Origin of the sequence: Mangrovicoccus algicola (assembly GCF_014903745.1) — a bacterium.
Classification (GTDB): Bacteria; Pseudomonadota; Alphaproteobacteria; order Rhodobacterales; family Rhodobacteraceae; genus Mangrovicoccus; species Mangrovicoccus algicola.
Window position 1 is genome coordinate 1 of the sequence record NZ_JACVXA010000041.1, and the last position, 24,518, is coordinate 24,518.

A 24,518-nucleotide genomic window follows, 5' to 3' on the forward strand; every position below is an offset into this window, starting at 1 on the left:
GGGACCCCCGGTCGCGGCGCGGCCGGGGCCGGAGGCGGGACAGGCTCCGCGGCGGGCCCGGCCGGTTCCGCGGGCGCCATGGGCAGCGCGGTGTCGAGCGTGACGATATTGCCCGGATGCGGGGCGGCCACCACCTCCCGCCCGTCCGGGGCAGGCGGCGCGGCCCCCAGCCCGAACCAGGCGGTCCCCTCGAAGGGATCGTCCGCGGCGGGCAGGGCGGCGACGCCGAGCGGGCGGAAACCATGGGCCGCGCAGAATTCCTCGACCTCGGCGAGGGTCTGCGCGGGCAGGGCGGCCGCGTCGATCCCCGCGCCGCTGCGGCGCCAGTCGATGCGCAGCTCCGCGACCGGGTAGGGGGTGGCGTCTTCCAGCATGCGGCGGATATGCGCCGCGACCTGCCCGGGCGCGGCGCCGACGCCATCGGCATCCAGCCTGCGCCACATGACCTGGTCGGCCGGGATGCAGATCAGGGAATCAAGCGCCTCGCTGTCGGAGAAGCTCTGGGCGATGCGCCGCAGGACGGCCATCTGGAGCCCCAGATTGCGGCCCTCCAGCGAGACACGGCCGAGACGCTGCCAGCCGTCATCGCTGCTGACATAAAGGACCACCTCCGAGGTGGACAGGGACAGGGCCAGGTTCGGTCGCATGTTTCCGCTCTATGCCTGGTTTTCGGCAGGCTTGGTTTTTCTTCCATATAGCATGTTCGGGTATGCCGACACTATATCCGGTAAACACTGCATTGGGGAAAACTCCCGGGAGGCAAGAAAATGCGGCAGGTAATGGCAGCGGCGCTGATGGGAACGATGGCCGGGGCGCTGATCGCGCCCGCAGCGGTCCATGCCCAGGGCCAGGCGGAGCTGGCGGTGACGGGCACGGGCGAGATCCAGGTGGTGCCGGACATGGCGACGGTCACCCTGGGCGTCGAGGAACAGGGCATGACCGCCGAGGAGGCGATGACGGCCGCCTCGGACAAGATCGCGGCCGTGCTGGCCGTCGTGGCGGAGGCCGGCGTCGCGCCGGAAGACGTGCAGACCGCCGGGCTGACGCTGAACCCGGTCTACGAGACGCCGCGCGATGACGTGAACCGTCCCCCGCGCATCCTGGGCTTCGAGGCGGGCAGCACGCTGCGCGTGACGGTGCGCGACCTGGACGGGCTCGGCGGGATTCTCGACAGCGTCGTGCGCGAGGGGGCCAACACGTTCCGCGGGCTGGATTTCGCGCTTCAGGACCCGGCGATGGCGCATGACGATGCCCGCAGGGAGGCGGTGACGGACGCACTGGCCAAGGCCGCCGTGATCGCCGAGGCGGCGGGCGGCAGCCGCGGGGCGATCCTGTCGATCCGCGAGGAAGGCGCAGGCGCGGTCCGGCCCGAATACAGCGCCCGCATGGTGATGTCGGACGGCGCGATGCCGGTGGCGCCGGGATCGCTGAATGTGACGGAACGGGTGACGATCATCTTCGCCCTCGGCGAGTGACGCCGCAGGGGGCCGCCCGCGGCGCGGCCCCCGACGCCCGGCCTCCGCGGCTCAGGCGGCGGCCAGGGCCCGGTCGAGATCGGCGATCAGGTCGGCCGGATCCTCGATGCCGATCGACATCCGCACCATGTCCGGCGCGGCGCCCGCCGCCACCTGCTGCGCCTCGCTCAGCTGGCGGTGCGTGGTGGAGGCGGGGTGGATGATCAGCGACCGCGTGTCGCCCAGGTTGGCGACATGGGCGAACAGGGTCAGCCGGTCGACCAGCGCCACGCAGGCCTCGTAGCCCCCCTTCACGCCAACGGTGAAGAGCGCGCCGGGACCGCGCGGGCAGATCCGCGAGACCCGCTCCTGCCCGGCAAAGGAGGCCAGCCCCTGATAGCTGACGCGGCTGATCCGCGGATCGGCCTCCAGCCACTGCGCCACCGCCCGCGCGTTGGAGACATGGCGCGCCATCCGCAGGCTCAGCGTCTCGATCCCGCACAGGGTGTAATGCGCGGCCTGCGGGTTCAGCGTCATCCCCAGGTCGCGCAGCCCCACGGCGATGGAATGGAAGGTGAAGGCCATCGGGCCCAGCCCGGCAAAGGTCAGCCCGTGATAGGCGGGCTCGGGCGCCGAGAGCGAGGGAAAGAGGTCCGAGGCGGCCCAGTCGAAGCGGCCGCTGTCGATCACGGCGCCGCCCGTCACCGTGCCGTTGCCGGTGAGGTATTTCGTCATCGAATGCACGACCAGCGTGGCACCGTGATCGAAGGGACGGCACAGCCAGGGCGTGGCCGAGGTGTTGTCGACGATCAGCGGCAGGCCCGCATCGGCGGCAACCGCCGCCACCGCGTCCAGATCGGTGACATGCCCCGCCGGATTGGCGATGGTCTCGCAGAAGATCGCGCGGGTGTCGCCGTCGATGGCCGCCGCGATGGCCCCGGGATCGTCGAAATCCACGAATTTCGCCTCCCAGCCGAAGCGGCGGATGGTCTGGCTGAACTGCGTGACCGTCCCGCCATAGAGCCGCGAGGAGGCCACGACATTGCGCCCCGGCGCCATCAGCGGAAACAGCGCCATGATCTGCGCGGCATGGCCCGAGGAACAGCAGATGCCGCCCGCGCCGCCTTCCAGCGCGGTGATGCGCGCCGCCAGCGCGGAGACCGTCGGATTGGTCAGGCGCGAGTAGATGTAGCCGATTTCCTCCAGGTTGAAGAGCCGCGCGGCATGGGCGGCATCGCGGAACTGGTAGGCGGTGCTTTGATAGACTGGGGTCTGGATCGCGCCGGTGGCCGGGTCGGGCGGGGTGCCGGCATGGACCTGCAGCGTGTCGAAACCGTAGGCGGGTGCATCTGTCATCTGTGTCCTCCCTTGACGGCCAAGGCTTAGGCGCTTGCCCCGGGGGAAGCAACGGCCGCGTCTGCCATGATGCCGAGGGCTATTGCGCGGCGCCCGCGCTTCGTGGATAGCTCGCGCACTGGCCGCTTCGGAGGGATCATGCGACGGCAATTCGGGGGCCTGGCCCTGCTTCTGTGGATCACCTTCCTTCCCGCGCTGGCCCTGGCGGATTGCCTGCCGCCGCAGATGCGCACCGACGAGCGTCCGCCCGGGGAGGGACCGACCGAGGTCACGATCGGCTTTGCCCTGGCGGATTTCCTGGGCGTCAATGACGTGGACCAGAATATCGATGTCGATCTGCGGATGATCATGGAATGGACGGATCCGCGGCTGGCGGGGCAGGCGGGCTGCCGCTTCGGCGTGGCGGAGGTGTGGTTCCCGCCGGTGCTGCTGGGCAATTCCGCGTCGCTGCGCGAGGCGTTCCGCATCACCCGCAACCAGGTCTCCGTCGGCGAGGGCGGGCGGGTGCGCTATGTCCAGCGCTATACCGGCTGGATCTCTTCCTATCACCGGCTCGACCGCTTCCCCTTCGACCGGCAGGATTTCGAGATCCGCGTGCTGGCGCCGGACCTGACGGCCGACGAGCTGGTGCTGGTCCCGGCCGAGGTGCCGCCGCGCATCGCGGCGCGGCTGAATGTCGAGGGCTGGGAGATCGGCGGCGCCTCGCTTTCCGCGCAGCCCCAGCAGCTGACGATCCTCGACCATCCCGCCAGCGTGGCAAGCCTGACCCTGCATGCCGAGCGCGAGGCGACCTATTACATCTATCGCATCCTGCTGCCGCTGAGCTTCGTGGTGGCGATGTCCTGGGCGATCTTCTGGGGGTCGCCGGAACGGTTCGAGTTCCGCATCGGGCTGGGCGCCACGGCGATGCTGACCGCCATCGCCTTCTCGCTGTCGATCGCGGGGCAGCTGCCGCAGCTGGGATATCTGACGCTGATGGACAAGATGTTGATCTGGGCGGTCGGGCTGGTCTTCCTGTCCATGGCGGAATCGCTGGTCTCCTGGCTGATGAACAAGGGCTGGGACGGCCGTCCTTCGGACAAGCGCGGGGCGCGCAGGCTGGACCGGGTGTCGCGCTGGCTGTTCCCGGTGCTGCTCTTCGGCGGATGGGCGGTGATCTGCCTGCTATAGGCCCGCCCGCCCCGCCGCCCGGCGCCGCGCGTGCCCGGCCCCGGTTGCCAAGCGCCGCCTCCCGGCCCACAGTGGCCACGGGTCGCAAGGGCGATCGTTGCGCGGCGCTTTCCTTTAGCGGTAACATGCCCGCGCCGGAGCCGTCCGGAGGGTCTGTTCAGGGGCGCATTTCCCGCTGGACGCAGCACCCCGGACCGGCATGTCCCGCCTGCGGGGACCGGCAGAGCATGTCGCATCCCCTTGCCGGGGCGGCGGCGCGGCACAGGTTGCAACGACCCCGTCCCGAGACGGGGCAGAAGCGGTGGGGCAGGATCATGGCAGCACGCATCATTCCGGTCGAGGATTTCGACCTGGTCATCTTCGGCGGAACCGGCGATCTGGCGCGCCGCAAGATCCTGCCGGGCCTCTACCGGCGCTTTGCCACCGGCCAGATGCCGCCCGAGGCGCGCATCATCGGCGCCGCGCGCGGCGAGATGGACGCCGAGGGCTATCGCGCCTTCGTGCGCGCCGCGCTGAACGAGTTCCTGGCCCCCGGCGATTGCGCGCCCGCGGATGTGGCGCGATTCCTCGATCGGCTGGATTTCCAGAGCGTCGATGCCCGCGGCGAAGGCGGCTGGGACGAGATGAAGCCCAAGCTGCGCGAAGGCGTCGTGCGGGCCTTCTACTTCTCCGTCAGCCCGTCGCTTTTCGGCGACATCGCGGAACGGCTGCGCACCCACGGGCTGGCCCATCGCGACAGCCGCATCGTGGTGGAGAAGCCCTTCGGCCATGACCTGGCCTCGGCCAAGGCGCTCAATGCCGAGCTGGCCGCGCATTTCGCCGAGGACCAGATCTACCGGATCGACCATTACCTGGGCAAGGAGACGGTCCAGAACCTGATGGCCGTGCGCTTCGGCAACATCCTGTTCGAGCCGCTGTGGAACCACCAGTATATCGACAATGTCCAGATCACCGTCGCCGAGACGGTGGGCGTCGGCGGGCGCGGCAGCTATTACGACCATTCCGGCGCGATGCGCGACATGGTGCAGAACCACATCATGCAGCTTCTGTGCCTTATCGCGATGGAGCCGCCGGCCAAATTCGACCCCGACGCGGTGCGCGACGAGAAGCTGAAGGTGATCCGCGCGCTCGATCCGGCGACGCGCGAACATACCGTGCGCGGGCAATATGCCGCCGGGTCCGACACGCCCAGCTATTTCGACGATGTCGAGAACGACGCCTCGGAAACCGAGAGCTTCATCGCCATGCAGCTGTCGATTTCCAACTGGCGCTGGAAGGGCACGCCCTTCTTCATCCGCACCGGCAAGCGGATGAAGGCGCGGCTGTCGGAGATCGTCATCACCTTCCAGCCGACGCCGCATTCGATCTTCGATGCCGATGCGGGGGGGATGCCGAACCAGCTGGTGATCCGGCTGCAGCCCAACGAGGGCATGGACCTGCGCGTCACCATCAAGGAGCCGGGCCCGGGGGGGATGCGGCTGATCGACGTGCCCCTGGACATGACCTTCGCCGAACGTTTCGGCCAGGAGGCGGCGGGGTCGGATGCCTATGAACGGCTGATCATGGACGTGATCCGCGGCAACCAGACCCTGTTCATGCGCGGCGACGAGGTGGAGGCGGCCTGGGCCTGGACCGACCCGATCCTGAAGGAATGGGAAGAGAAGCACGACCGCCCCATCCCCTACGAACCCGGCAGCGCGGGACCGGACCAGTCGCTGGCGCTGCTGCACCGCTCGGGGCGGGCCTGGCGGGAGATCAAGGCATGAACCTGATCACCTATCCCGACCGCGAGATGATGATGATCGACGTGGCCAACATGATGGCCGGGGAATTGCGCGCGGCGCTGGCCTCCAATGGCACGGCCAGCCTGGCGGTGCCCGGCGGCACCACGCCCGGGCCGGTCTTCGACAACCTTTGCGATGTCGACCTGGACTGGGCGAATGTCACCGTCATGCTGGGCGACGAACGCTGCGTCCCCGAGACATCGGAGCGGTCCAACACGCGGCTGATCCGCCACCGCCTGCTGACCGGCAAGGCGGCGGCGGCGCGGTTCGTCTCCTTCGCCATCGATCCCGAAACCGGGCTGGAGGCGCTGCAGGCCGAGGTGGAGACGCATCTGCCGCTGAGCCTGCTGCTGCTGGGGATGGGGACGGACATGCATACCGCCTCGCTGTTTCCCGGGGCGCCGGAACTGCCCGCCGCGCTGGCCGAGGATGCGCCCGCCGTGGTGCGGATGACGCCGCGGGACGGGCTGGAGCCGCGGCTGACCCTGTCGGGGCGGGTGCTGAAGGGCGCCATGTCGACGCATGTGCTGATCGCGGGCGAGGAAAAGCGCGCCGCTTTGGAGACTGCGGCATCGATTCACGATGCGGCCGCCGCGCCGATCCGTACGGTGCTGGGCGACGCGACCATCCATTGGGCAGAGTGAGAGTTTGAGATGTCCGAGTACTGGCAGAAGCTGAAGGCGCATCGCGCCGCCACCATGGACACCCGCATCAAGGCGCTGTTCGACGCCGATCCCGGCCGGGCAGGGACGTTTTCGGCGTCGCTGGGCGAGATGCTGTTCGACTATTCCAAGACGTCGATCGACGCGGAGGCGATGGCGCTGCTGATCGCGCTGGCGCAGGATCGCGGCGTGGCAGAGCGGCGCGAGGCGATGTTCGCCGGGGAGAAGATCAACGACACCGAGGGGCGCGCGGTGCTGCATACCGCGCTGCGCAATCCCGATGCCTCCGTCATCGTCGATGGCGAGGATGTCATGCCCGAGGTGCGCGCCACGCTGGAGCGCTGCTGCGCCTTCGCCGAACAGGTCCGCTCGGGTGCCTATCAGGGGCAGGGCGGGGCGATCACCGACGTGGTCAATATCGGCATCGGCGGCTCGGATCTGGGCCCGGCAATGGCGGCGATCGCGCTGTCGCCCTGGGCCGACGGACCGCGGCTGCATTTCGTGTCGAACGTGGACGGGGCGCAGATCGCCGAGACCCTGGCCGGGCTGGACCCGGAAACGACGCTGGTGATCGTGTCGTCCAAGACCTTCACCACCATCGAGACCATGACCAATGCCGAGACGGCGAAGGCCTGGATGGCGCAGAAGGTCGCCGACCCGGCCGCGCAATTCGCCGCCGTCTCCACCTCGGCCGAGAGGACGGCCGCCTTCGGCATCGATGCGTCGCGCGTCTTCGGCTTTGCCGACTGGGTGGGCGGGCGCTATTCGATGTGGGGGCCCATCGGGCTGAGCCTGATGATCGGCATCGGGGCGGAGGATTTCCGCGCCTTCCTCAAGGGTGGTGCCGAGATGGACGCGCATTTCCGCGCCGCGCCCCTGGCGGAGAACCTGCCCGTCCTGCTGGCGCTGGTGGGGATCTGGCACCACCAGGTCTGCGGCTATCCCTCGCGCGCGGTGCTGCCCTATGACCAGCGGCTGTCGCGGCTGCCGGCCTATCTGCAGCAGCTGGAGATGGAATCGAACGGCAAGTCGGTCCGCATGGACGGCACGGCGCCCGCGACCGTGACCGGCCCGATCGTCTGGGGCGAGCCCGGCACCAACGGCCAGCACGCCTTCTACCAGCTGATCCACCAGGGCACCGGCGTGGTTCCCTGCGAATTCATGGTCGCGGCGAAGGGGCACGAGCCCGAGCTGGCCCATCATCACCGCCTGCTGATCGGCAACTGCCTGGCCCAGGCCGAGGCCCTGCTGCTTGGCCGGTCGATGGAATCCGCGCGGGCGCTGATGGAAAAGGCGGGGTTCGAGGGTGCCGAGCTGGAGCGGCAGGCCGCGCACCGGGTCTTCCCGGGCAACCGGCCCTCGACCATGCTGGCCTATCCGCAGCTGACCCCGGAGATGCTGGGCCGGATCATCGCGCTGTATGAGCACCGGGTCTTCGTCGAGGGCGTGATCCTGGGAATCAACAGCTTCGACCAATGGGGCGTGGAGCTGGGCAAGGAGCTGGCCAGCGCGATGGGACCGATCCTGGAGGGCAAGGCGGATGGCGCGGGCAAGGACGGCTCGACCGCTCAGCTCGTGGCCTTCATGCGCAGCCACGGCTGAGCCTGCGCTACGGCCGGGCAGGTGCGGGGCAGGGCCAGACACGAAAAAACGCCCCCCGGATGGGGGGCGTTTCCGCCATTGGAGGTGGCGTTCTGTCAGCTGTCGCCGGCGCCCGTCGCGTCGAGATAGGCGGAAGCCAGTTCCGCGGTGCTGCGGCTGCCCGGCTCGACGTTCAGCGCGCGGGCCAGCTGGTCGCCCGCCCCGTTGGTGGCTGCATCGCGCGAGGTGACGGCGGTGCTTCCGGTCACGAAGGCGGCACGGTCGGCCTCGTCGCGTTCCACGGCATTCTTCAGCGCGGTCAGCTCGGCGGCGGTATAGGCGCCGGGGGCAACGCCCAGGCTGGCGGCCAGCTGGTCGGAGGCGGTCACGTCGCCGCGGGCGGCACCGTCGAGGATAAAGGCGGCGCGGTCGAGATCGCCGGCCTCCTGCGCGGATTTCAGCGCCACCAGCTCGGCGGTGCTGAGGCGGTCGGCATCGACGCCGAGCGATCCGGCAAGCTGGCCTGCCGAAGCGGCGCCGATGAGGCCGGAGGAGGCGAGGGCGAATGCGGCAATGGCTGCAAATTTACTGGTCATGGTCGTTTCCTTGGTACTGCGCCGGAACCCGGCGCCTGGTGGCGGGTGTCGTGCCGCCTTGGACAAGCGGGGAGATAGGGCTCCGCGCTGAGGAACGAAACTACCCGAATGGCCCAGACTGATGTTCATATGTGCACATCAACTGGGCGTGATCTTCCTTGCAAGCGGAGGATGCCTCCGTCTATGCGCGACGGGATGGGACGCGCCCCGGCTTTGCGTCTTGACCTTGGCGCGCCGCTCGCGCATCCCGCGCGCCATGGGACAGGATCAGAGCATACCGAAGGACGGCTGGCGCAATTTCTACGGGCGTCGCCATGGCAAGCACCTGCGCGACAGCCAGCGCGGCTATCTGGACGAGGATCTGGCGGAATTGTCGCTCGAGGGCATCTCGCGGCGCGAGGAGGACCGGCTCGACAGGTTCGACCCGGCCGCGCGCTTCGGCGACCGGCCCGTCTGGCTGGAGATCGGCTTCGGCGGCGGCGAGCACATGGTGCATCAGGCGGCGCTGAACCCGCAGGTCGGCTTCATCGGCTGCGAACCCTATATCAACGGTGTCGCGATGCTCTTGGGCAAGGTGCGGCAGGCGGGGGTGGAAAACCTCGCCGTGCATCCCGGCGACGTGCGCGACCTGTTCGACCTGATGCCGGATGCCTGCATCGATCGCGCCTTCCTTCTGTATCCCGATCCCTGGCCGAAGAAGCGGCACCATCGCCGCCGCTTCGTCACCCGCGATTACCTCGACCCGCTGGGGCGGGTTCTCAAACCCGGCGCGATCTTCCGCGTGGCGACCGACATTCCCGACTATGTCCGCCAGACGCTGGAAGAACTGATGCCCGACCCGAATTTCGAGTGGCTGGCCGAGGGACCGGATGACTGGCGCAGGCCGTGGGATGACTGGATTTCCACGCGCTACGAACAGAAGGCGCTGCGCGAGGACCGGACCCCGCATTACCTGACCTTCCGCCGAATCTGAGCCGGCCGGGTCCGGCCGCCGCCGCGTCCCGCTTTCCCGGTGGACCGGGGGCGGGGCATGCGCTACCCCCATCCGACCAGAACGCAGGAGACGATCCATGGCATCCCACGGCCCCGCTACCCCGATGACCTCGCGCCCCTGCGGGCCGCTGACCGGCACGGCCGACGTTCCCGGCGACAAGTCGGTGTCGCACCGCTCGCTGATCCTCGGCGCGATGGCGGTGGGCGAGACCAGGATCACCGGGCTGCTCGAGGGGCAGGACGTGCTGGACACCGCGAAGGCGATGCAGGCCTTCGGCGCCGAGGTGACGCGCCATGGCGAGGGCGCCTGGTCGGTCCATGGCGTGGGCGTCGGCGGCTTCGCCGAGCCCGACCAGGTGATCGATTGCGGCAATTCCGGCACCGGCGTGCGGCTGATCATGGGGGCGATGGCGACCTCTCCGATCACCGCGACCTTCACCGGCGATGCCTCGCTGCGCTCGCGCCCGATGGCGCGGATCACCGATCCGATCGCGCTGTTCGGGGCGCAGTCCTTCGGGCGGCAGGGCGGGCGGCTGCCGATGACGATCATCGGCGCGGCCGATCCGGTGCCCGTCACCTACACGACGCCGATGCCCTCGGCTCAGGTGAAATCCGCCGTGCTGCTGGCCGGGCTGAACGCGCCGGGCCGGACCGTGGTGATCGAGAAGGAAGCCACCCGCGACCATTCCGAGCGGATGCTGGCGGGGTTCGGCGCCGAGATCACCACCGAGGCGACCCCCGAGGGCCATGTGATCACGCTGACCGGCCGGCCCGAGCTGCGCCCCCAGACCATCGCCGTGCCGCGCGATCCCAGCTCGGCCGCTTTCCCGGTGGCCGCCGCGGTGCTGGTGCCCGGATCCGAGATCCTCGTGCCCAATATCGGCCTGAACCCGACCCGGGCGGGGCTGTTCCGGACCCTGATCGAGATGGGCGCGGACATCACCTTTGAGAACGAGCGGCTGGAAGGGGGCGAGCCGGTGGCGGACCTGCGCGTGCGCCATTCCGCGCTGAAGGGCATCGAGGTGCCGCCCGAGCGCGCGCCCTCGATGATCGACGAGTACCCGATCCTGTCGGTGCTGGCGGCGAATGCCGAGGGCGTCACGGTGATGAAGGGCGTCAAGGAACTGCGCGTCAAGGAAAGCGACCGGATCGACGCCATGGCCCGCGGGCTGGAGGCGATGGGCGTCACGGTCGAGGAGGACGAGGACACGTTCATCGTCCATGGCATGGGGCCGGGCGGCGTGCCCGGCGGCGGCACCGCGGCGGCCCGGCTGGACCACCGCATCGCGATGAGCTTCCTCTGCCTCGGCATGGCCGCGAAACGCCCGGTCTCGGTCGATGATGCCGCGCCGATCGCGACGTCCTTCCCGATCTTCGTGCCGCTGATGTCCGCGCTCGGCGCGGATTTGGCCGAAGGCTGACCCCGGATCAGGCGTCGGGGTCTTCGGGCCCCTCGCCGACCCCTTCGTCGGTGGTGCCGACACTGATATGCCAGACCCTGTTCTCGGACGGGTCGGAATTCTCCACATAGGTCACGCGGACCGGCGCCTCGTTGCGCAGGATGTCGTACCAGTACTGGAAATCGCTGTCGTCGAGCATCCCGACCAGCCGCGATCCGGCCACATAGCCGACCGTGTCGGCTGGCTTCACCGGCCAGAAATAGATGACCGCCGCCGAGACAGGCCCCGAGGCGGAGGCGCCGGACAGGCTGAGAAAGAAGCGGTGGGCATTGGCATTCGTGCGGCTGCGATTGGTGCCGACGCGATATTCGGTGACATTGAGTGTTCCCATGGCTGAAACCTTCCCCCTCTGGACCGGAACTGCCCCCGCAGCAAATCAGGGAATCGGGTCCGCGGGACATTGCGGTATTCCATGTTGCGGTATTCCCGACCCGCGGCATTGCGGAACGGGGGTCTCTGGGCCTATGCACGTGCGGATAGGTGTTGCCGTACAGCAGGGATGAACCGCTCATGAAATTCACCGTTGCCATCGACGGCCCGGCCGCGGCCGGAAAGGGAACCATCGCGCGCGCGCTGGCGGCGCAGTTCGGATTCGGCCATCTCGATACCGGGCTGCTCTACCGGGCCACGGCGCGCCGCGTCATGGAGGGCGAGGAGGCGCTGAGTGCGGCGCTGGCGCTGCAATCCGCGGATCTGCGCCGCGACGACCTGCGCAGCGCCGAGGTGGGGCAGGTCGCCTCGCGCGTGGCGGCCATGCCGAAGGTGCGCACCGCGCTACTGGATTTCCAGAAGAACTTCGCCCGTCGCGACGGCGGCGCGGTGCTGGACGGGCGCGATATCGGGACGGTGATCTGCCCGGATGCCGAGGTCAAGCTGTTCGTCACGGCGACGGACGGGGTGCGCGCCGCACGGCGCCATGCGGAACTGTCGCGCAAGGACGCCGCCCTGACGGTGGCGGAGGTCCTGGCGGATCTGCGCGCGCGCGACCGCCGCGATGCCGGGCGCGACACGGCCCCGATGTCGGCCTCGGCGGAGGCGCTGCTTCTGGATACGTCCGAGCTGACCATCGACGAGGCCATCGAGATGGCCGGGGCGGCCGTGATCGCCAAGCTGCCGATCTGAGCGGCGGCCCCGCGGCGGGCCCGGGTCCCGGGGGCTGCGCCGCAAGCCTCCTTTCCGTGGCGCGAGCGGCACCGCGGCTGACGCCCCGGCCGGGGTTGGCTGGGGACGGCGGCATCACCCCGGCGCCGGGCCGAGCCTGTCCGCATTTTCGCAACCCTCCTGTGCGCGGTCTCGGGGTTGCCCCCGCCGCGCCGCGGCATCAGTTTTCCGGGGAAAGCGTCCGCCGACGGGCGCCAACCGTTCAGATCGGGAGTTCGAGTGATGCTGGACAAGCTTTCCTGGCGCTATGCCGTCAAGAAGATGGATCCTTCGCAATCCGTGCCGGAAGAGAAGGTGGAGAAGATCCTGGAGGCGATCCGCTTCGCGCCGACCTCCTCGGGGGTGCAGCCTTTCGAGGTCTTCGTGGTCGCCAATCCCGGGATCCGCGCGCAGATCCGCGAGGCCGCCTTCGGCCAGGCACAGGTCACCGACGGGTCGCACCTGCTGGTCTTCGCGGCCTGGGACAACTACACCGCCGCGCGCATCGACGCGGTGCTCGAAGCCAATCTGGAGGCGCGCGGCGCCTCCGAGACGCTGACCGCGTATTACGACCGGCTCAAGGGCATGTATCTGCCGCGCAGCGAGGCGGTGAATCACGACCATGCCGCGCGCCAGGCCTATATCGCCTTCGGCTTCGCCCTGGCCGCCGCCGCCGAGCTGGAGGTCGACAGCACCCCGATGGAAGGGTTCGATCCCTCCAAGGTCGACGAGATCCTCGGCCTGCGCGCGAAGGGCCTGCGCTCCGTCACGCTGCTGCCCTTGGGCGTGCGCGCCGCCGAGGGCGACTGGCTGCAGGGCATGTCCAAGGTCCGCAAGCCCGCGGAAGAGCTGTTCACGGTTCTGGCCTGACGGCGGGACCGCGGGGCAAGCGCAGGCGGTTCGATGCCGCCTGCGCTTGCCTTTCCTTCCGATCCGCCGTAAAAGGCGCGCGTCGAAGGCCGTTAGAGCCGGGGCAAGGGCAGGGTCGGGGTCGCCTCCGGCCCGTTTTGTTTATGTGTGGCCCGCGTCCCACAGGCGACAGACCAACCGATAGACCGGCGGAGACAACCGTTCGGCCAGCAACATGACATGTAAGGAACACCACAGCCACATGGCGAACGCATCCATGGAGGAATTCGAAGCCCTCCTCAATGAAAGCTTCGAACTCGAGACCCCGACCGAAGGCCACGTCGTCAAGGGCCGCGTGCTGGCCATCGAAGCCGGCCAGGCGATCATCGATGTCGGCTACAAGATGGAAGGCCGCGTCGACCTGAAGGAATTCGCCAATCCGGGCGAAACCCCCGACATCACCGTCGGCGACGAGGTCGAGGTCTATCTGCGCGCGGCCGAGAATGCCCGCGGCGAGGCCGTGATCTCCCGCGAGATGGCGCGCCGCGAAGAGGCCTGGGACCGTCTCGAGAAGGCCTATGCCGAAGAGAAGCGCGTCGAGGGCGCGATCTTCAACCGCGTCAAGGGCGGCTTCACCGTCGATCTCGGCGGCGCCGTGGCCTTCCTGCCCGGCAGCCAGGTCGATGTCCGTCCGGTGCGCGATGCAGGCCCGCTGATGGGTCTCAAGCAGCCGTTCCAGATCCTCAAGATGGATCGCCGCCGCGGCAATATCGTCGTGTCGCGCCGCGCCATCCTCGAAGAGTCCCGCGCCGAGCAGCGCGCCGAGGTCATCGGCAAGCTCTCCGAGGGAGATGCGGTGGACGGTGTCGTCAAGAACATCACCGAATACGGCGCCTTCGTCGATCTGGGCGGTGTTGACGGCCTGCTGCACGTCACCGACATGGCCTGGCGCCGCGTCAACCACCCCTCCGAGATCCTGTCGATCGGCGAGACCGTCAAGGTCCAGGTCATCAAGATCAACAAGGAAACCCACCGCATCAGCCTCGGCATGAAGCAGCTGATGGCCGATCCGTGGGATTCGGTGGAACAGAAATACCCGCTGGAGACCGTCCATACCGGCCGCGTCACCAACATCACCGATTACGGCGCGTTCGTCGAGCTGGAGCCGGGTGTCGAGGGTCTCGTTCACGTCTCGGAAATGTCCTGGACCAAGAAGAACGTGCATCCCGGCAAGATCGTCTCCACCTCCCAGGAAGTGGAAGTCATGGTGCTGGAGATCGACTCCGCCAAGCGCCGTGTCTCTCTCGGCCTGAAGCAGACCATGCGCAACCCGTGGGAAGTCTTCGAAGAGAACCATCCCGTCGGCACGCAGGTCGAGGGCGAGGTGAAGAACATCACCGAGTTCGGCCTGTTCATCGGTCTCGACGAGGAAATCGACGGCATGGTCCACCTGTCGGACCTGACCTGGGAAGGCCGCGGCGAGGATGTCATCGGCAACTACCGCAAGGGCGATGTCGTCCAGGCCGTGGTCACCGAGGTCGACACCGACAAGGAGCGCATCTCGCTCTCCGTCAAGGCCCTGGGCGGCGACCCCTTCGCCGAGGCGATCGACGGCGTGAAGCGCGGCGCGATCATCACGGTGAACGTCACCGCGATCGAGGATGGCGGCGTCGAGGTGGAATATGAGGGCATGAAGTCCTTCATCCGCCGCTCCGACCTGGCCCGCGACCGTGCCGACCAGCGCCCCGAGCGCTTCCAGGTCGGTGACAAGATCGACGTGCGCGTCACCAATATCGACGCCCGTTCGCGTCGCCTGGGCCTGTCGATCAAGGCCCGCGAGATCGCCGAAGAGAAGGAAGCCGTGGAACAGTACGGTTCCTCCGATTCCGGCGCGTCGCTCGGCGACATTCTCGGCGCGGCCCTCAAGGGCGGCGACAACTGATCCATCCCGGATCGGACGGCATCAGGGGCGGCTCCTCGCGGGGCCGCCCTTTTTCATGGGCGCGGGCGGAGTGGCGCGAATCGGGTCCCTGCAGGCGCCCTGCCGCCGGGGCAGGCGGGCGTTCCGCGGCGTCCCGGAGGCGCGATTTGCGCCAAACCCGCGCCATGCATCTGGTTTACCTTGCTATTTCTGGGGATTACCGGCGAAACTCCTTCCTGCATATTTGCGATTCCCTGTAGGGTCGCGGAACTGGGCGGCAGCGCTGAGGAGGGACTTGATGATCCGGTCGGAACTGATCCAGAAAATAGCCGACGAGAACCCGCATCTGTATCAGCGCGACGTCGAGAAGATCGTGAACACGATCTTCGAGGAGATCATCGAGGCGATGGCCCGCGGCGACCGGGTGGAGCTGCGCGGCTTCGGGGCGTTCTCGGTCAAGAAGCGCGACGCGAGGATCGGCCGCAACCCGCGCACCGGCGAGGCGGTTGAGGTCGAACAGAAGCATGTGCCATTCTTCAAGACGGGCAAGCTCCTGCGGGACCGCCTCAATACCGAAGACGACTAGGACCGGACACCCATGCGCTATCTGAAGATCGCTCTCGCCATTCTCGTCGCGATTCCGCTGATCACCATCTTCTATGCCAATGGCCAGATCGTCGAGCTGGTGATCCTGCCCCAGGGGCTGGAACGGTTCGTCGGGCTCAACGCGATCATGGGACCGATCCGCGTGCCGCTCTGGGCGGTGGCGACCGGCTTCCTCGCGCTGGGGCTGATCCTGGGCTTCTTCTGGGAATGGTTCCGCGAGCACAAGCACCGCCACGAGGCCGCGAAGGGCCGTCAATCCAAGGCGGAGCTCCAGGCCGAGGTCCGCAAGATGAAGGCCCGCGAGAATGCGGGCAAGGATCCGGTCCTCGTCATGGTCGAGGAAAGCGGCACGGCCCGCTGACGCGATGACCGGGGTCAAGATCTGCGGGCTGACCGCACCCGGCCAGGTGGAGGCCGCCGCGCGGGCCGGGGCGGCCTATGTCGGTTTCGTCTTCTTTGCCAGATCGCCGCGCAATCTCGCCGCGGATCATGCGGCAGGGCTTGCCCTGCAGGTGCCCGCGGGGATCTGCAAGGTCGCCCTGACGGTGGATGCCGATGACGCGATGCTCGAGGCGCTCCTTGCCGCCGTGCCGCTCGACATGCTGCAGCTTCACGGCCGCGAGAGCCCGGAGCGGGTCGCGCAGGTGCGGGCGCGGTTCGGATTGCCGGTGATGAAGGCGCTGGGGATTGCGTCGGCGGAGGATGTCGCCGGGGTGGCGCGCTACGAGGATGCGGCGGACATGCTGCTTCTGGATGCCAAGGCGCCTGCAGGGGCGGCCTTGCCGGGGGGCAACGGTCTCGCCTTCGACTGGCGGCTGCTGGCCGGAAAGCGCTTCTCCCGGCCCTGGATGCTGGCCGGGGGGCTCACCCCTGAGACGGTGGCCCGGGCGGTGACGCTGACCGGCGCGCCGAATGTGGATGTCTCCTCGGGCGTGGAATCGGCACCGGGCGTGAAGGACGCGCGCAAGGTCGCGGATTTCGTCGCGGCGGCGCGGACCGCTTCCGGGGGGGAACCGGCACCCTGCCTGCGCTGAGGCCGGGGCCGGGCGGCCGCGGGGCCGCAAGGCCCCGCCCGCCGGTCCGCGGGGACGGGGGCGCAGTCCCCGGCGCCGGGGACATCTGCCTCCGGCGCGGGCTGCGACCGGATTGCCTTCGGCCCCGCCCGGGGGCTAGCATGGCGCCGGAAGGCAGCCGCGCGAAAGGACCGACATGGCGCGCAGCGCATTGACCGGCACGCGCATCCGCGAACGCCGCACCCTGCTGGGACTGAAACAGGCGGATCTTGCCCGCGCGGTGGAGATCTCCCCTTCCTATCTCAACCTGATCGAGCATAACCGCCGCCGCATCGCGGGCAGGCTGCTTGCAGAGATCGCCCGCGCCCTGGGCGCCGATGTGGCGCAGCTGACCCGCGGCGCTGGGGCCGAGCTTGTCGATCAGCTCGGCCAGGCCGCCGCCGACCTGCCCGGGGCCGGGGCGGAGACGGGCCGGATCGACGAATTCACCGGCCGCTTTCCCGGCTGGGCGGCGCTGGTGCGCGACCAGCATCGCCGCATCGAGCAGCTGCAGGATCGCATCGAGGGACTCAGCGACCGGCTCAGCCACGATCCGCGCCTGGGATCGGCGATGCACGAGGTTCTCTCCAAGGCCACGGCAATCCGCTCCGCCGCCTCCATCCTGGTGGAAACCGAGGATATCGACGAGGCCTGGCAGCGCCGCTTCCATCGCAACCTGCAGGGCGACAGCCTGGCCCTGGCCGAAAGCGCCCAGGCCCTGACCGCCTTTCTCGACGGCGCGGGCGCGGCGCGCGCGGAACCCGCCACGCCCTGGGGAGAGCTGGAGCTTTTCCTGGAACGCCACCGGTTCCATTTCCCTGCGCTGGAGGCCGGGGCGCCCGTGGCCGCGCTTCTGGATGACGCTGCCGGCATGAGCGCGCCGGGGCGGTCGCTGACCCGCGCCTGGCTGGAGCGCTATCGCCGCGAGGCCGCGCTGCTGCCGCTGGACGAGGTGATCGCCGCGCTGGAGAGGGGGCAGGCCGCGCAGGCGCGGCTGGGCGCGGCGCGGGGCCTGCCGGTCACGCTGGTCCTGCGGCGCCTGGCCTCCGCGCCGCCGGTTCCGGGCCAGGACCCGGTCGGGCTGGTGGTCTGCGAGCCCGGCGGCGCAATCGCGCTGCGCAAGCCCGCCAGCGGCTTCCTGGTGCCGCGCACGGGATCCGCCTGCGCGCTCTGGCCGCTCTACGAGGCGCTCGGGGCCCCGGGGCGGCTGGTCTCGCGGCAGCTGCTGCACAGTTCCGGCAGCGGCAATCCGGTCAGGGCCTTCGCCGTCGCCGAGCCGCGCTGGCCTTTCGGGGCGGAGGGCCCCTGCCTGTCCGAGGGCTGGATGGCGCTGCTGCCGCAGCCCGGCGGCGACGGGGCCGGGGCGCTTCCGGTGGGCAGCGCCTGCCGGGTCTGCGTGCTGGCGGAGTGTCCGGCCCGCAGCGAACCCTCGGTCATGACCCCGGGGCTTTGACAGGCCGCGGCAAAGCGGGGATAACCGGCGGCGACGAATGAGAACGGGCCAGCCCGCGGAGGAGCGAGGATGGGACGGCATGTCTTGCTGATCGAAGACGAACCCAACATCACCGAGGCGATGCGCTTCATCCTGGCGCGGGACGGCTGGACGGTCTCCAGCCATGCCGATGGCGCCACCGCCGTCGCGGCCGTGTCCCGGGCCCGGCCCGACGTGGTCGTGCTGGACGTGATGCTGCCGGGACGCTCGGGCTACGATATCCTGCGCGACCTGCGCGCCGATCCCGGCACGCGCCGCCTGCCGGTCATGATGCTGACCGCGCGCGGCCAGCTGCGCGACCGGGAACGCGCCGAAAGCTTCGGGGTCAGCCATTTCATGACCAAGCCCTTCTCCAACCAGGAGGTCCTGGAGACGCTCAACAGCCTGGTCGCGTCATGAGCGCCGCGCGCCCGCCGGTTTTCCTGGAGCGCCAGTCCTACCGGCACAGGCGCCTGATCGATGCCTCGCGGGTGGTGCCGGTCTTCGGGCTGATGCTGTTCCTGGTGCCGCTGCTCTGGCCGCAGCCGCAGCCGGAGGCGCAGGGCGCGCCGGGGCAGGTCGCGCTGGCGGGCAGGGGGCTCTACCTGTTTCTCGCCTGGGGCGGGCTGGTCGCGGTCACCGCGCTGATCTCGCAGCGGCTGCGGTCGCGCCTGGCCGCGGCGGCGCCGCCCCCGGCGCGCACCGGCGGCGAGGCCGCTGAAGGGGTTTCGGACGGGGCGGGGGGGGCGGATGTCCTTTGACCTGCTGGTCTCGGTCTCGCTGGTCTATGTCGGCTTCCTCTTCGGCATCGCCTACTGGGCCGAGCGCCGCGCGCGCCGCGGCGGGGTGCGCTGGCTGCGCTCGCCGCTGGTCTACACGCTGTCGCTGTCGATCTATTGCACCGCCTGGACCTTCTACGGCGCGGTCGGCTATGCGAGCCGTTCTGGGCTGGAATTCCTGACGATCTATATCGGCCCGTCGCTGGTGCTGTTCGGCTGGTGGTGGATCCTGCGCAAGCTGGTGCGGATCGGCCGGTCCCAGCGGATCACCTCCATCGCCGACCTCATCTCCTCGCGCTACGGCAAATCCGCCATGCTGGGCGGCATCGTCACGCTGATCGCGGTGGTGGGCACCACGCCCTATATCGCGCTGCAGCTGCAATCGGTGACGCTCAGCTTCGGCGTCTTCGCCGAGGGCGCGCCCGGAAGCTTCCCGGTGCCCGACCAGAGGCCCACGGCGATCTGGGTGGCCGGGGGCATGGCGGTCTTCGCCATCCTGTTCGGCACGCGCAATGTCGATGCAAACGAACGCCATCACGGCGTGGTGACGGCCATCGCGGCGGAGGCGCTGGTCAAGCTCTTCGCGCTTCTGGCGGTGGGGATCTTCATCGTCTGGGGGGTGGCCGGGGGGATCGGTCCGGTGGCCGAGCGCATCGACGCCTCCTCCCTGGCGCGCATCCCGCTGGATCGCGGCCGCTGGCTTGCGCTGATCTTCGTCTCGGGGGCGGCGCTCCTGGTGCTGCCGCGGATGTTCCAGGTGCTGGTCGTGGAGAACGAGGACGAGCGCCACCTGGCCACGGCCTCCTGGGCCTTCCCGCTCTACCTGGCGCTGATGAGCGTCTTCGTCATCCCCATCGCGGCGGTGGGCATGTCGGAACTGCCCTCCTGGGCCAATCCCGACCTCTTCGTGCTGACCCTGCCGCTGGCGCACGGGCAGGACATGCTGGCGCTGCTGGCCTTTCTCGGCGGCTTCTCCTCGGCCACGTCCATGGTGATCGTCGCGGCGATCGCATTGGCGACGATGATTTCCAACCATATCGTGCTGCCGCTGTGGCTGTCGCTGCGCAAGGGCGCGCCGGGCAACCTGCGGCTGGTCCTGCTCAGCGCGCGGCGGCTGGCGATCGCCGGGGTGCTGGGGCTGGGCTATGTCTATTACGTCTGGTCCGGCGGCGGGCGCGAACTGGCGGCGATCGGCATCATCAGCTTCGTCGGCGTGGTGCAGGTCATGCCCGCCGCGGTGGGCGGCATCTTCTGGCGCGGCGCCACGCGGCGCGGCGCGGCGGCGGGGGTGCTGCTGGGGGCGGCGGTCTGGGCCTATACGCTGTTCCTGCCCAGTTTCGGCCATGGCGTCATCCTGCCGGACCGGCTTTTCGCCCAGGGGCCCTTCGGCATCGGCTGGCTGCGTCCGCAGGCGCTGTTCGGCATCGAGGGGCTCGACCCGGTCGTGCATGCGGTGATCTGGTCCATGGCGGCCAATTGCACCGCCTTCCTGCTGGGCTCGATCACCGCCTTTCCCGCACCGCTGGAACGCTTGCAGGGGGCGCAGTTCGTCAATGTCTACGATCATTCCCAGGGGCCGCGCGGCTGGAGCCAGTCGCGCGCGGAGGCGGAGGACCTGCTGATCATGGCCCAGCGGATCCTCGGTCCGCGCCAGGCGCAGGACCTGTTCGCCGGGGAAGCGCGGCGGCAGGGCAAGGCGGGGTTCCTGCCGGATACCTCCCCGGATTTCCTGGACCGGCTGGAGCGGGAACTGGCCGGGTCGGTCGGCGCCGCCACGGCGCATGCGATGATCGGCCAGATCGCGATCGGCACCGCCGTCTCGGTCGAGGACCTGATGGCCGTCGCGGGGGAGGCGGCGCAGATCCTCGAACATTCCATCCAGCTGCAGGCCAAGTCCGACGAGCTGAGCCGCACCGCGCGGCAGCTGCGCGAGGCGAACCGCAAGCTGACGGAACTGTCGGTGCAGAAGGATTCCTTTCTCGGCCAGATCAGCCATGAATTGCGCACGCCCATGACCTCGATCCGGTCCTTCTCGGAGATCCTGATGGATGGCGAGGGCATGGATCCCGGGGCGCGGCAGCGGTTTGCCGCGATCATCCATGACGAGGCGGAGCGGCTGACCCGGCTTCTGGACGCGCTGCTGGATCTCAGCGTGCTGGAACACGGGCAGGCGCCGCTGAACTGCGAGACGGTGCGGCTGCGCGACCTGATCGGGCGGGCCGTGGCGGCGACGGGCTCCGTCGGGCCGGGGGCGGGGCTGGCCGTGCGCCGCGAGATACTGGAGGAGGATGTGGTGCTGCGCACCGATGCCGACCGGCTGGCGCAGGTCTTCATCAACATCATCGCCAATGCCCGGAAGTATTGCGATGCCGACGAGCCGCAGCTGCGCATCGTGGTTCAGCGCCACGGCGCCCGGCTCACGGTGGATTTCATCGACAATGGCAGCGGCATCCGGCCGCGGGATCAGGGCGTCATCTTCGAGAAGTTCTCCCGCCTGTCCGACCAGTCCGCGGCCGGCAGTGCCGGGCTGGGCCTGGCGATCTGCCGCGAGATCCTGCAGAAGCTCGGCGGGTCCATCGCCTATCTGCCCGGCCAGGGCGGGGCGGCCTTCCGCGTCACGCTGCCGCTGGATATTTCCGCCTGTGCCGCCTGAAAGAGCCGCGCGGCTTTAACCTTTGGTAACTGCGTTCGGGGCAGGTTGCTGCAACAGCAACCCTTTCCGGCCGATGTCGAACGAAACCCACGCCAGAATCATCCACAGCATGACCCTTGCCGGGCGCGCCCCGCCGGAATTCGGCGAGGTGAGCCCGGCCAAGGCATTGCGCCTGGCCCTGGCCAAGGCGGGACAGGAAGTGCTGCAGCAGGTCGTGACTGGCTCGGGACTGGAGGAGCTGAAGCTGCCCATCGACAAGGTGGCCGACCAGCTTCCCGAAGCCGCGCTGGTGCTGGAACTCTCGGGCCCGCGCGGCAAGCGCGGGCTGATCGCGCTGGACCGGGGGCTGGTCTTTGCCATCACCGAGTCGCTGACCACCGGCCATGTCAATGGCGGCCCCGTGCCGGACCGGCTGCCGACGCGCACCGATGCATTGCTGTGCCGCCGGTTCCTGGTGATGATGATGACCGTCTTCGCCGCGCGGCTGGTCGGGCATCCGGCGTCGGACTGGGCCACCGGTTTCGTCCCCGAGGAGAAGATCGAGGATCTGCGCCGTCTGCCGGTGACGATGGAGGACGTGCCCTATCGCATGCTGGTGATGGAGACGGATATTGCGCTGGGAACGCGGCTTGGCCAGATCTGCATCCTCGTGCCTTGGGACGACATGAGCCTGGAGCCGGTTGCCGCGCTGGAGGATCACGGCGCCGAGGACCGTGCCCGCGCCTGGAGCAGCGCGCTGGAAGCCGCGGTGATGGGCTGCGACATCGAGATGACGGCCGTGCTGCATCGCGCGCAGATGACGGTGGCCGAATTGCGGGCATTGCAGCCCGGATCGCTGATCCGACTGCCCGCGGGCGCGCTCGGCCGCGCCGTGCTGGAGACCGCGGACGGGCAGAAGGTCTTTTCCGGGCGGCTCGGCGATCTGGATGGCTATCGTGCGGTGATGGTCGAGGACCTGCCCGGCGCCCCGTCAGGCCCGCCGGAAAGCCCCGGGGACCCGGGCGCGCCGTCGCTGCCCGATACCGGGATGGTCGATGCGATGGCGATGGCCGCGCCGGGCAACCTGGAGATGCCCGCCTTCGACGAGGGCGCGGCGGAGGAGATGCCCCCGCTGGATTTCGACGCGATCGAAGCGGGGGAGGCGCTGCCCGAGCTGGACGGCGACTTCCCGGCGATGGATCTGGGCGGGCTCAACATGGACGATCTGGACGACATGCCCGAAACCATCGAGTGACCGCGCCCCGCCCCGGCCTAGCCGCGGGCGGCGGCGTCCAGATAGGGGCGCAGGCCGCCCAGGTCATAGCCCGCGGCGCGTGCGGCGGCCAGGATGTCGTCCACCGGCATCCGCGGCGCCATGGCCAGGGCCCAGGCCACGGAGGACCGGTTGCCGGAGCGGCAATAGGCGAAGACCGGACCTTGCGCATCCTCCAGCGCCTCGCGCTGGACGGGGACGGCCTCTTCTCCCAGCGTGCCGCCCTCGACGGGGTTGTGCACGAAGGTCATTCCGGCGGCTTCCACCGCGGCGCGCAGCGCCTCGGCCTGCAGGCCGGGCGGCACTTCATGATCGGGACGGTTGCAGATGACGGTGGTGAACCCGGCCGCTTTCAGGGCGGCCACGTCCTCGGTCGAGATCTGCGGCGAAACGGCGTAATCGGGGGTGAGATGAGCGATCTGCATGGCCCTGATCTAGCCTGTCGCCGGCCCTGCGTCCAGCCTGCGCCGCAGCCGCGGCATCAGGGCCATCGCGGCGATCATCGATCCGGTGAACAGCCACAGGCGCGGGTCTGCGTAGCCGATCGAGGCCAGGGCCGGGCCGGGGCAGAGACCCGCCATGCCCCAGCCCGTCCCGAACAGCACCGATCCCGCGATCAGCGGGCGGTCGATCACCTGCGGCGGCGGGGCGGGAAAGCGCGGCGCCAGAAGCGGCCGGCGCCCGGCGCTCAGACGCCAGGCCGCCGCCATGGGCAGGACCGCGCCGCCCAGCACGAAACCCAGCGTCGGGTCCCAGGCGCCGAAGACATCCAGCCATCCCAGCACCTTCGCCGGATCGGTCATGCCCGAAACCATGAGCCCCAGTCCGAAAAGCGCGCCCGAGACAAGGCCGACCAGGTGCCGCGCGTTCATGACAGCCCCAGGAGGTGACGCACCGCCAGAAGGCTGATCCCTCCAGCCGCCAGATAGGCTACGGTGGCCGCGATCCCGCGCCGCGACAGCCGCGAGATGCCGCACACCCCGTGCCCTGAGGTGCAGCCATTGGCCAGCCGCGTGCCGAAGCCCACCAGCAGCCCGGCCAGGATCAGCAGGACCGGGCTGTCCACGGGGGTGATCTGCGGTGCGCCGCCGCGGATCAGCACCACGATCAGCGGCGCGCCGACCAGCCCGGCGAGAAAGGCCGCCCTTTCGCCCAGATCGGCCCGCCCGCTGCCGTCCACCGCGCCGCCCAGGATGCCGCTGGCCCCCATGATGCGCCCGTTGCCCCAAAGCAGCAGCACCGCCGCCGCCCCGATCATCAGCCCTCCGGCCAGCCCGGCCGCCCATTCCGCCTGCATCATGCCCGTTCCTTCCGCATCCGGTCGCGCCGGAGGCATAAGCGATGTCGAATGCGTGCTCAATGCGCGTCGACTTGATCCTGCGCAAGGCCGGGCGGTTTGGAATCGGGCAGGATTGTGGCATCGTGACGGCGGCGCATCCGGACGGCAGAGGCCGGGGCCGCAGGGGACGGGCAGGCGCGGCACATGCCGCGCGGATCTCATCAAGGGGAGGATGATCATGACGCTGTTTCCGACCGACCTGCATCGCCACATGGAGCGCATCCGCGCGGTGGCCGGCACGGGCGATGCCGATACCCGCCGCCTGTTCACCGAGGTCCAGGACCTGATCGCCGCGCTGGAGGCGCGCGCCGCGCCCGTGCCTGCCGGGCTGCGCGAGATCCGGGCCGACCTGGAGGCCGAGATCCTAGAGGAATTCTACGACAACATGCCGGTCTGAACC

At 69.5% G+C, this 24,518-nt stretch carries 25 protein-coding genes and 1 pseudogene; 19 read left to right on the top strand and 7 right to left on the bottom strand.

From position 1 onward, the window contains the following. Positions 1-647, bottom strand: a pseudogene (locus tag ICN82_RS13320) (hypothetical protein); the annotation flags it as partial. Positions 648-767: 120 nt separating this feature from the next. Between ICN82_RS13320 and ICN82_RS13325 the strand changes: the two are divergent. Further along, on the top strand, positions 768-1,475 hold the full coding sequence (locus ICN82_RS13325) for an SIMPL domain-containing protein (protein ID WP_193183587.1): 708 nt from the start codon (positions 768-770) through the stop codon (positions 1,473-1,475). Between the two features lie 51 nt (positions 1,476-1,526). Here ICN82_RS13325 and ICN82_RS13330 read toward each other — a convergent pair whose 3' ends face one another. Then, positions 1,527-2,810: an O-acetylhomoserine aminocarboxypropyltransferase/cysteine synthase family protein gene (locus ICN82_RS13330; protein ID WP_193183589.1), complete on the bottom strand. Its 1,284-nt coding sequence runs from the start codon at positions 2,808-2,810 to the stop codon at positions 1,527-1,529. Positions 2,811-2,948: 138 nt separating this feature from the next. Here ICN82_RS13330 and ICN82_RS13335 point away from each other — a divergent pair, with 138 nt between their 5' ends. From ICN82_RS13335 to pgi, 4 genes are all read left to right on the top strand, one after another. Further along, positions 2,949-3,980, top strand: coding sequence for a ligand-gated ion channel (locus ICN82_RS13335; RefSeq protein WP_193183591.1), 1,032 nt, complete (start codon positions 2,949-2,951; stop codon positions 3,978-3,980). Positions 3,981-4,294: 314 nt separating this feature from the next. Further along, on the top strand, positions 4,295-5,746 hold the full coding sequence (gene zwf, locus ICN82_RS13340) for a glucose-6-phosphate dehydrogenase (RefSeq protein WP_193183593.1): 1,452 nt from the start codon (positions 4,295-4,297) through the stop codon (positions 5,744-5,746). Continuing rightward, positions 5,743-6,408 carry a 6-phosphogluconolactonase gene (gene pgl, locus ICN82_RS13345; RefSeq protein ID WP_193183595.1) on the top strand — a complete coding sequence of 222 codons (666 nt, stop codon included), beginning with the start codon at positions 5,743-5,745 and terminating at the stop codon, positions 6,406-6,408. Before zwf ends, pgl begins: the two co-directional genes overlap by 4 nt. A gap of 9 nt (positions 6,409-6,417) precedes the next feature. Next, on the top strand, positions 6,418-8,028 hold the full coding sequence (gene pgi / locus ICN82_RS13350; protein ID WP_193183597.1) for a glucose-6-phosphate isomerase: 1,611 nt from the start codon (positions 6,418-6,420) through the stop codon (positions 8,026-8,028). A 95-nt stretch (positions 8,029-8,123) separates the two neighbouring features. Here the strand turns inward: pgi and ICN82_RS13355 are convergent, their stop codons facing one another. After that, positions 8,124-8,603 carry a hypothetical protein gene (locus tag ICN82_RS13355; protein ID WP_193183599.1) on the bottom strand — a complete coding sequence of 160 codons (480 nt, stop codon included), beginning with the start codon at positions 8,601-8,603 and terminating at the stop codon, positions 8,124-8,126. Between the two features lie 256 nt (positions 8,604-8,859). Between ICN82_RS13355 and trmB the strand changes: the two genes are divergently transcribed. Both trmB and aroA read left to right on the top strand, forming a co-directional pair. Then, on the top strand, positions 8,860-9,576 hold the full coding sequence (gene trmB / locus ICN82_RS13360; protein ID WP_193183601.1) for a tRNA (guanosine(46)-N7)-methyltransferase TrmB: 717 nt from the start codon (positions 8,860-8,862) through the stop codon (positions 9,574-9,576). Between the two features lie 97 nt (positions 9,577-9,673). After that, positions 9,674-11,017: a 3-phosphoshikimate 1-carboxyvinyltransferase gene (gene aroA, locus ICN82_RS13365; protein ID WP_193183603.1), complete on the top strand. Its 1,344-nt coding sequence runs from the start codon at positions 9,674-9,676 to the stop codon at positions 11,015-11,017. 7 nt (positions 11,018-11,024) lie between these two features. On the opposite strand, the gene ICN82_RS13370 is transcribed toward aroA, so the two are convergent. Further along, positions 11,025-11,387 carry a hypothetical protein gene (locus ICN82_RS13370; protein WP_193183605.1) on the bottom strand — a complete coding sequence of 121 codons (363 nt, stop codon included), beginning with the start codon at positions 11,385-11,387 and terminating at the stop codon, positions 11,025-11,027. Positions 11,388-11,566: 179 nt separating this feature from the next. Here ICN82_RS13370 and ICN82_RS13375 point away from each other — a divergent pair, with 179 nt between their 5' ends. The 11 genes from ICN82_RS13375 (at position 11,567) to ICN82_RS13425 (ending at position 22,761) form a co-directional block, all read left to right on the top strand. Next, positions 11,567-12,178, top strand: a complete 612-nt coding sequence (locus tag ICN82_RS13375; RefSeq protein ID WP_193183607.1) for a (d)CMP kinase — start codon at positions 11,567-11,569, stop codon at positions 12,176-12,178. Positions 12,179-12,436: 258 nt separating this feature from the next. Then, entirely contained in the window at positions 12,437-13,066 is a 630-nt protein-coding gene (locus ICN82_RS13380; RefSeq protein ID WP_193183609.1) for a nitroreductase family protein, read from the top strand. Between the two features lie 214 nt (positions 13,067-13,280). Then, entirely contained in the window at positions 13,281-14,987 is a 1,707-nt protein-coding gene (gene rpsA, locus ICN82_RS13385; protein WP_269142410.1) for a 30S ribosomal protein S1, read from the top strand. A gap of 277 nt (positions 14,988-15,264) precedes the next feature. After that, positions 15,265-15,552: an integration host factor subunit beta gene (ihfB, locus tag ICN82_RS13390; protein ID WP_193183613.1), complete on the top strand. Its 288-nt coding sequence runs from the start codon at positions 15,265-15,267 to the stop codon at positions 15,550-15,552. Between the two features lie 12 nt (positions 15,553-15,564). Continuing rightward, positions 15,565-15,933 (top strand): LapA family protein, encoded by a 369-nt coding sequence (locus ICN82_RS13395; RefSeq protein WP_193183615.1) that lies wholly within the window; start codon positions 15,565-15,567, stop codon positions 15,931-15,933. Positions 15,934-15,937: 4 nt separating this feature from the next. Then, complete coding sequence (locus tag ICN82_RS13400; protein ID WP_193183617.1) at positions 15,938-16,606, top strand: phosphoribosylanthranilate isomerase; 669 nt, start codon at positions 15,938-15,940, stop codon at positions 16,604-16,606. Positions 16,607-16,781: 175 nt separating this feature from the next. After that, positions 16,782-18,077, top strand: a complete 1,296-nt coding sequence (locus tag ICN82_RS13405; protein WP_193183619.1) for an XRE family transcriptional regulator — start codon at positions 16,782-16,784, stop codon at positions 18,075-18,077. Positions 18,078-18,146: 69 nt separating this feature from the next. Further along, the gene (locus tag ICN82_RS13410; protein ID WP_193183621.1) at positions 18,147-18,515 is read left to right on the top strand and encodes a response regulator transcription factor; all 369 of its coding nucleotides are present in this window, start codon (positions 18,147-18,149) and stop codon (positions 18,513-18,515) included. Then, on the top strand, positions 18,512-18,856 hold the full coding sequence (locus ICN82_RS13415; RefSeq protein ID WP_226898482.1) for a hypothetical protein: 345 nt from the start codon (positions 18,512-18,514) through the stop codon (positions 18,854-18,856). Before ICN82_RS13410 ends, ICN82_RS13415 begins: the two co-directional genes overlap by 4 nt. Continuing rightward, positions 18,846-21,527, top strand: coding sequence for an ATP-binding protein (locus tag ICN82_RS13420; protein ID WP_193183623.1), 2,682 nt, complete (start codon positions 18,846-18,848; stop codon positions 21,525-21,527). The genes ICN82_RS13415 and ICN82_RS13420 overlap by 11 nt, the downstream gene beginning before the upstream one ends. Positions 21,528-21,636: 109 nt before the next feature. Continuing rightward, positions 21,637-22,761 carry a FliM/FliN family flagellar motor switch protein gene (locus tag ICN82_RS13425; protein WP_193183633.1) on the top strand — a complete coding sequence of 375 codons (1,125 nt, stop codon included), beginning with the start codon at positions 21,637-21,639 and terminating at the stop codon, positions 22,759-22,761. 17 nt (positions 22,762-22,778) lie between these two features. On the opposite strand, the gene ICN82_RS13430 is transcribed toward ICN82_RS13425, so the two are convergent. Genes ICN82_RS13430 through ICN82_RS13440 form a run of 3 tightly spaced genes read right to left on the bottom strand, consistent with a single transcriptional unit; the run spans position 22,779 to position 24,076 of the window. Then, entirely contained in the window at positions 22,779-23,204 is a 426-nt protein-coding gene (locus tag ICN82_RS13430) for a TIGR01244 family sulfur transferase (protein ID WP_193183636.1), read from the bottom strand. A gap of 9 nt (positions 23,205-23,213) precedes the next feature. Then, positions 23,214-23,651, bottom strand: a complete 438-nt coding sequence (locus ICN82_RS13435) for a DUF6691 family protein (protein ID WP_193183638.1) — start codon at positions 23,649-23,651, stop codon at positions 23,214-23,216. Next, the gene (locus ICN82_RS13440; RefSeq protein ID WP_193183679.1) at positions 23,648-24,076 is read right to left on the bottom strand and encodes a YeeE/YedE family protein; all 429 of its coding nucleotides are present in this window, start codon (positions 24,074-24,076) and stop codon (positions 23,648-23,650) included. The genes ICN82_RS13435 and ICN82_RS13440 overlap by 4 nt, the downstream gene beginning before the upstream one ends. A gap of 220 nt (positions 24,077-24,296) precedes the next feature. Between ICN82_RS13440 and ICN82_RS13445 the strand changes: the two genes are divergently transcribed. Further along, entirely contained in the window at positions 24,297-24,515 is a 219-nt protein-coding gene (locus ICN82_RS13445) for a hypothetical protein (protein WP_193183640.1), read from the top strand. Positions 24,516-24,518: the final 3 nt, after the last annotated feature.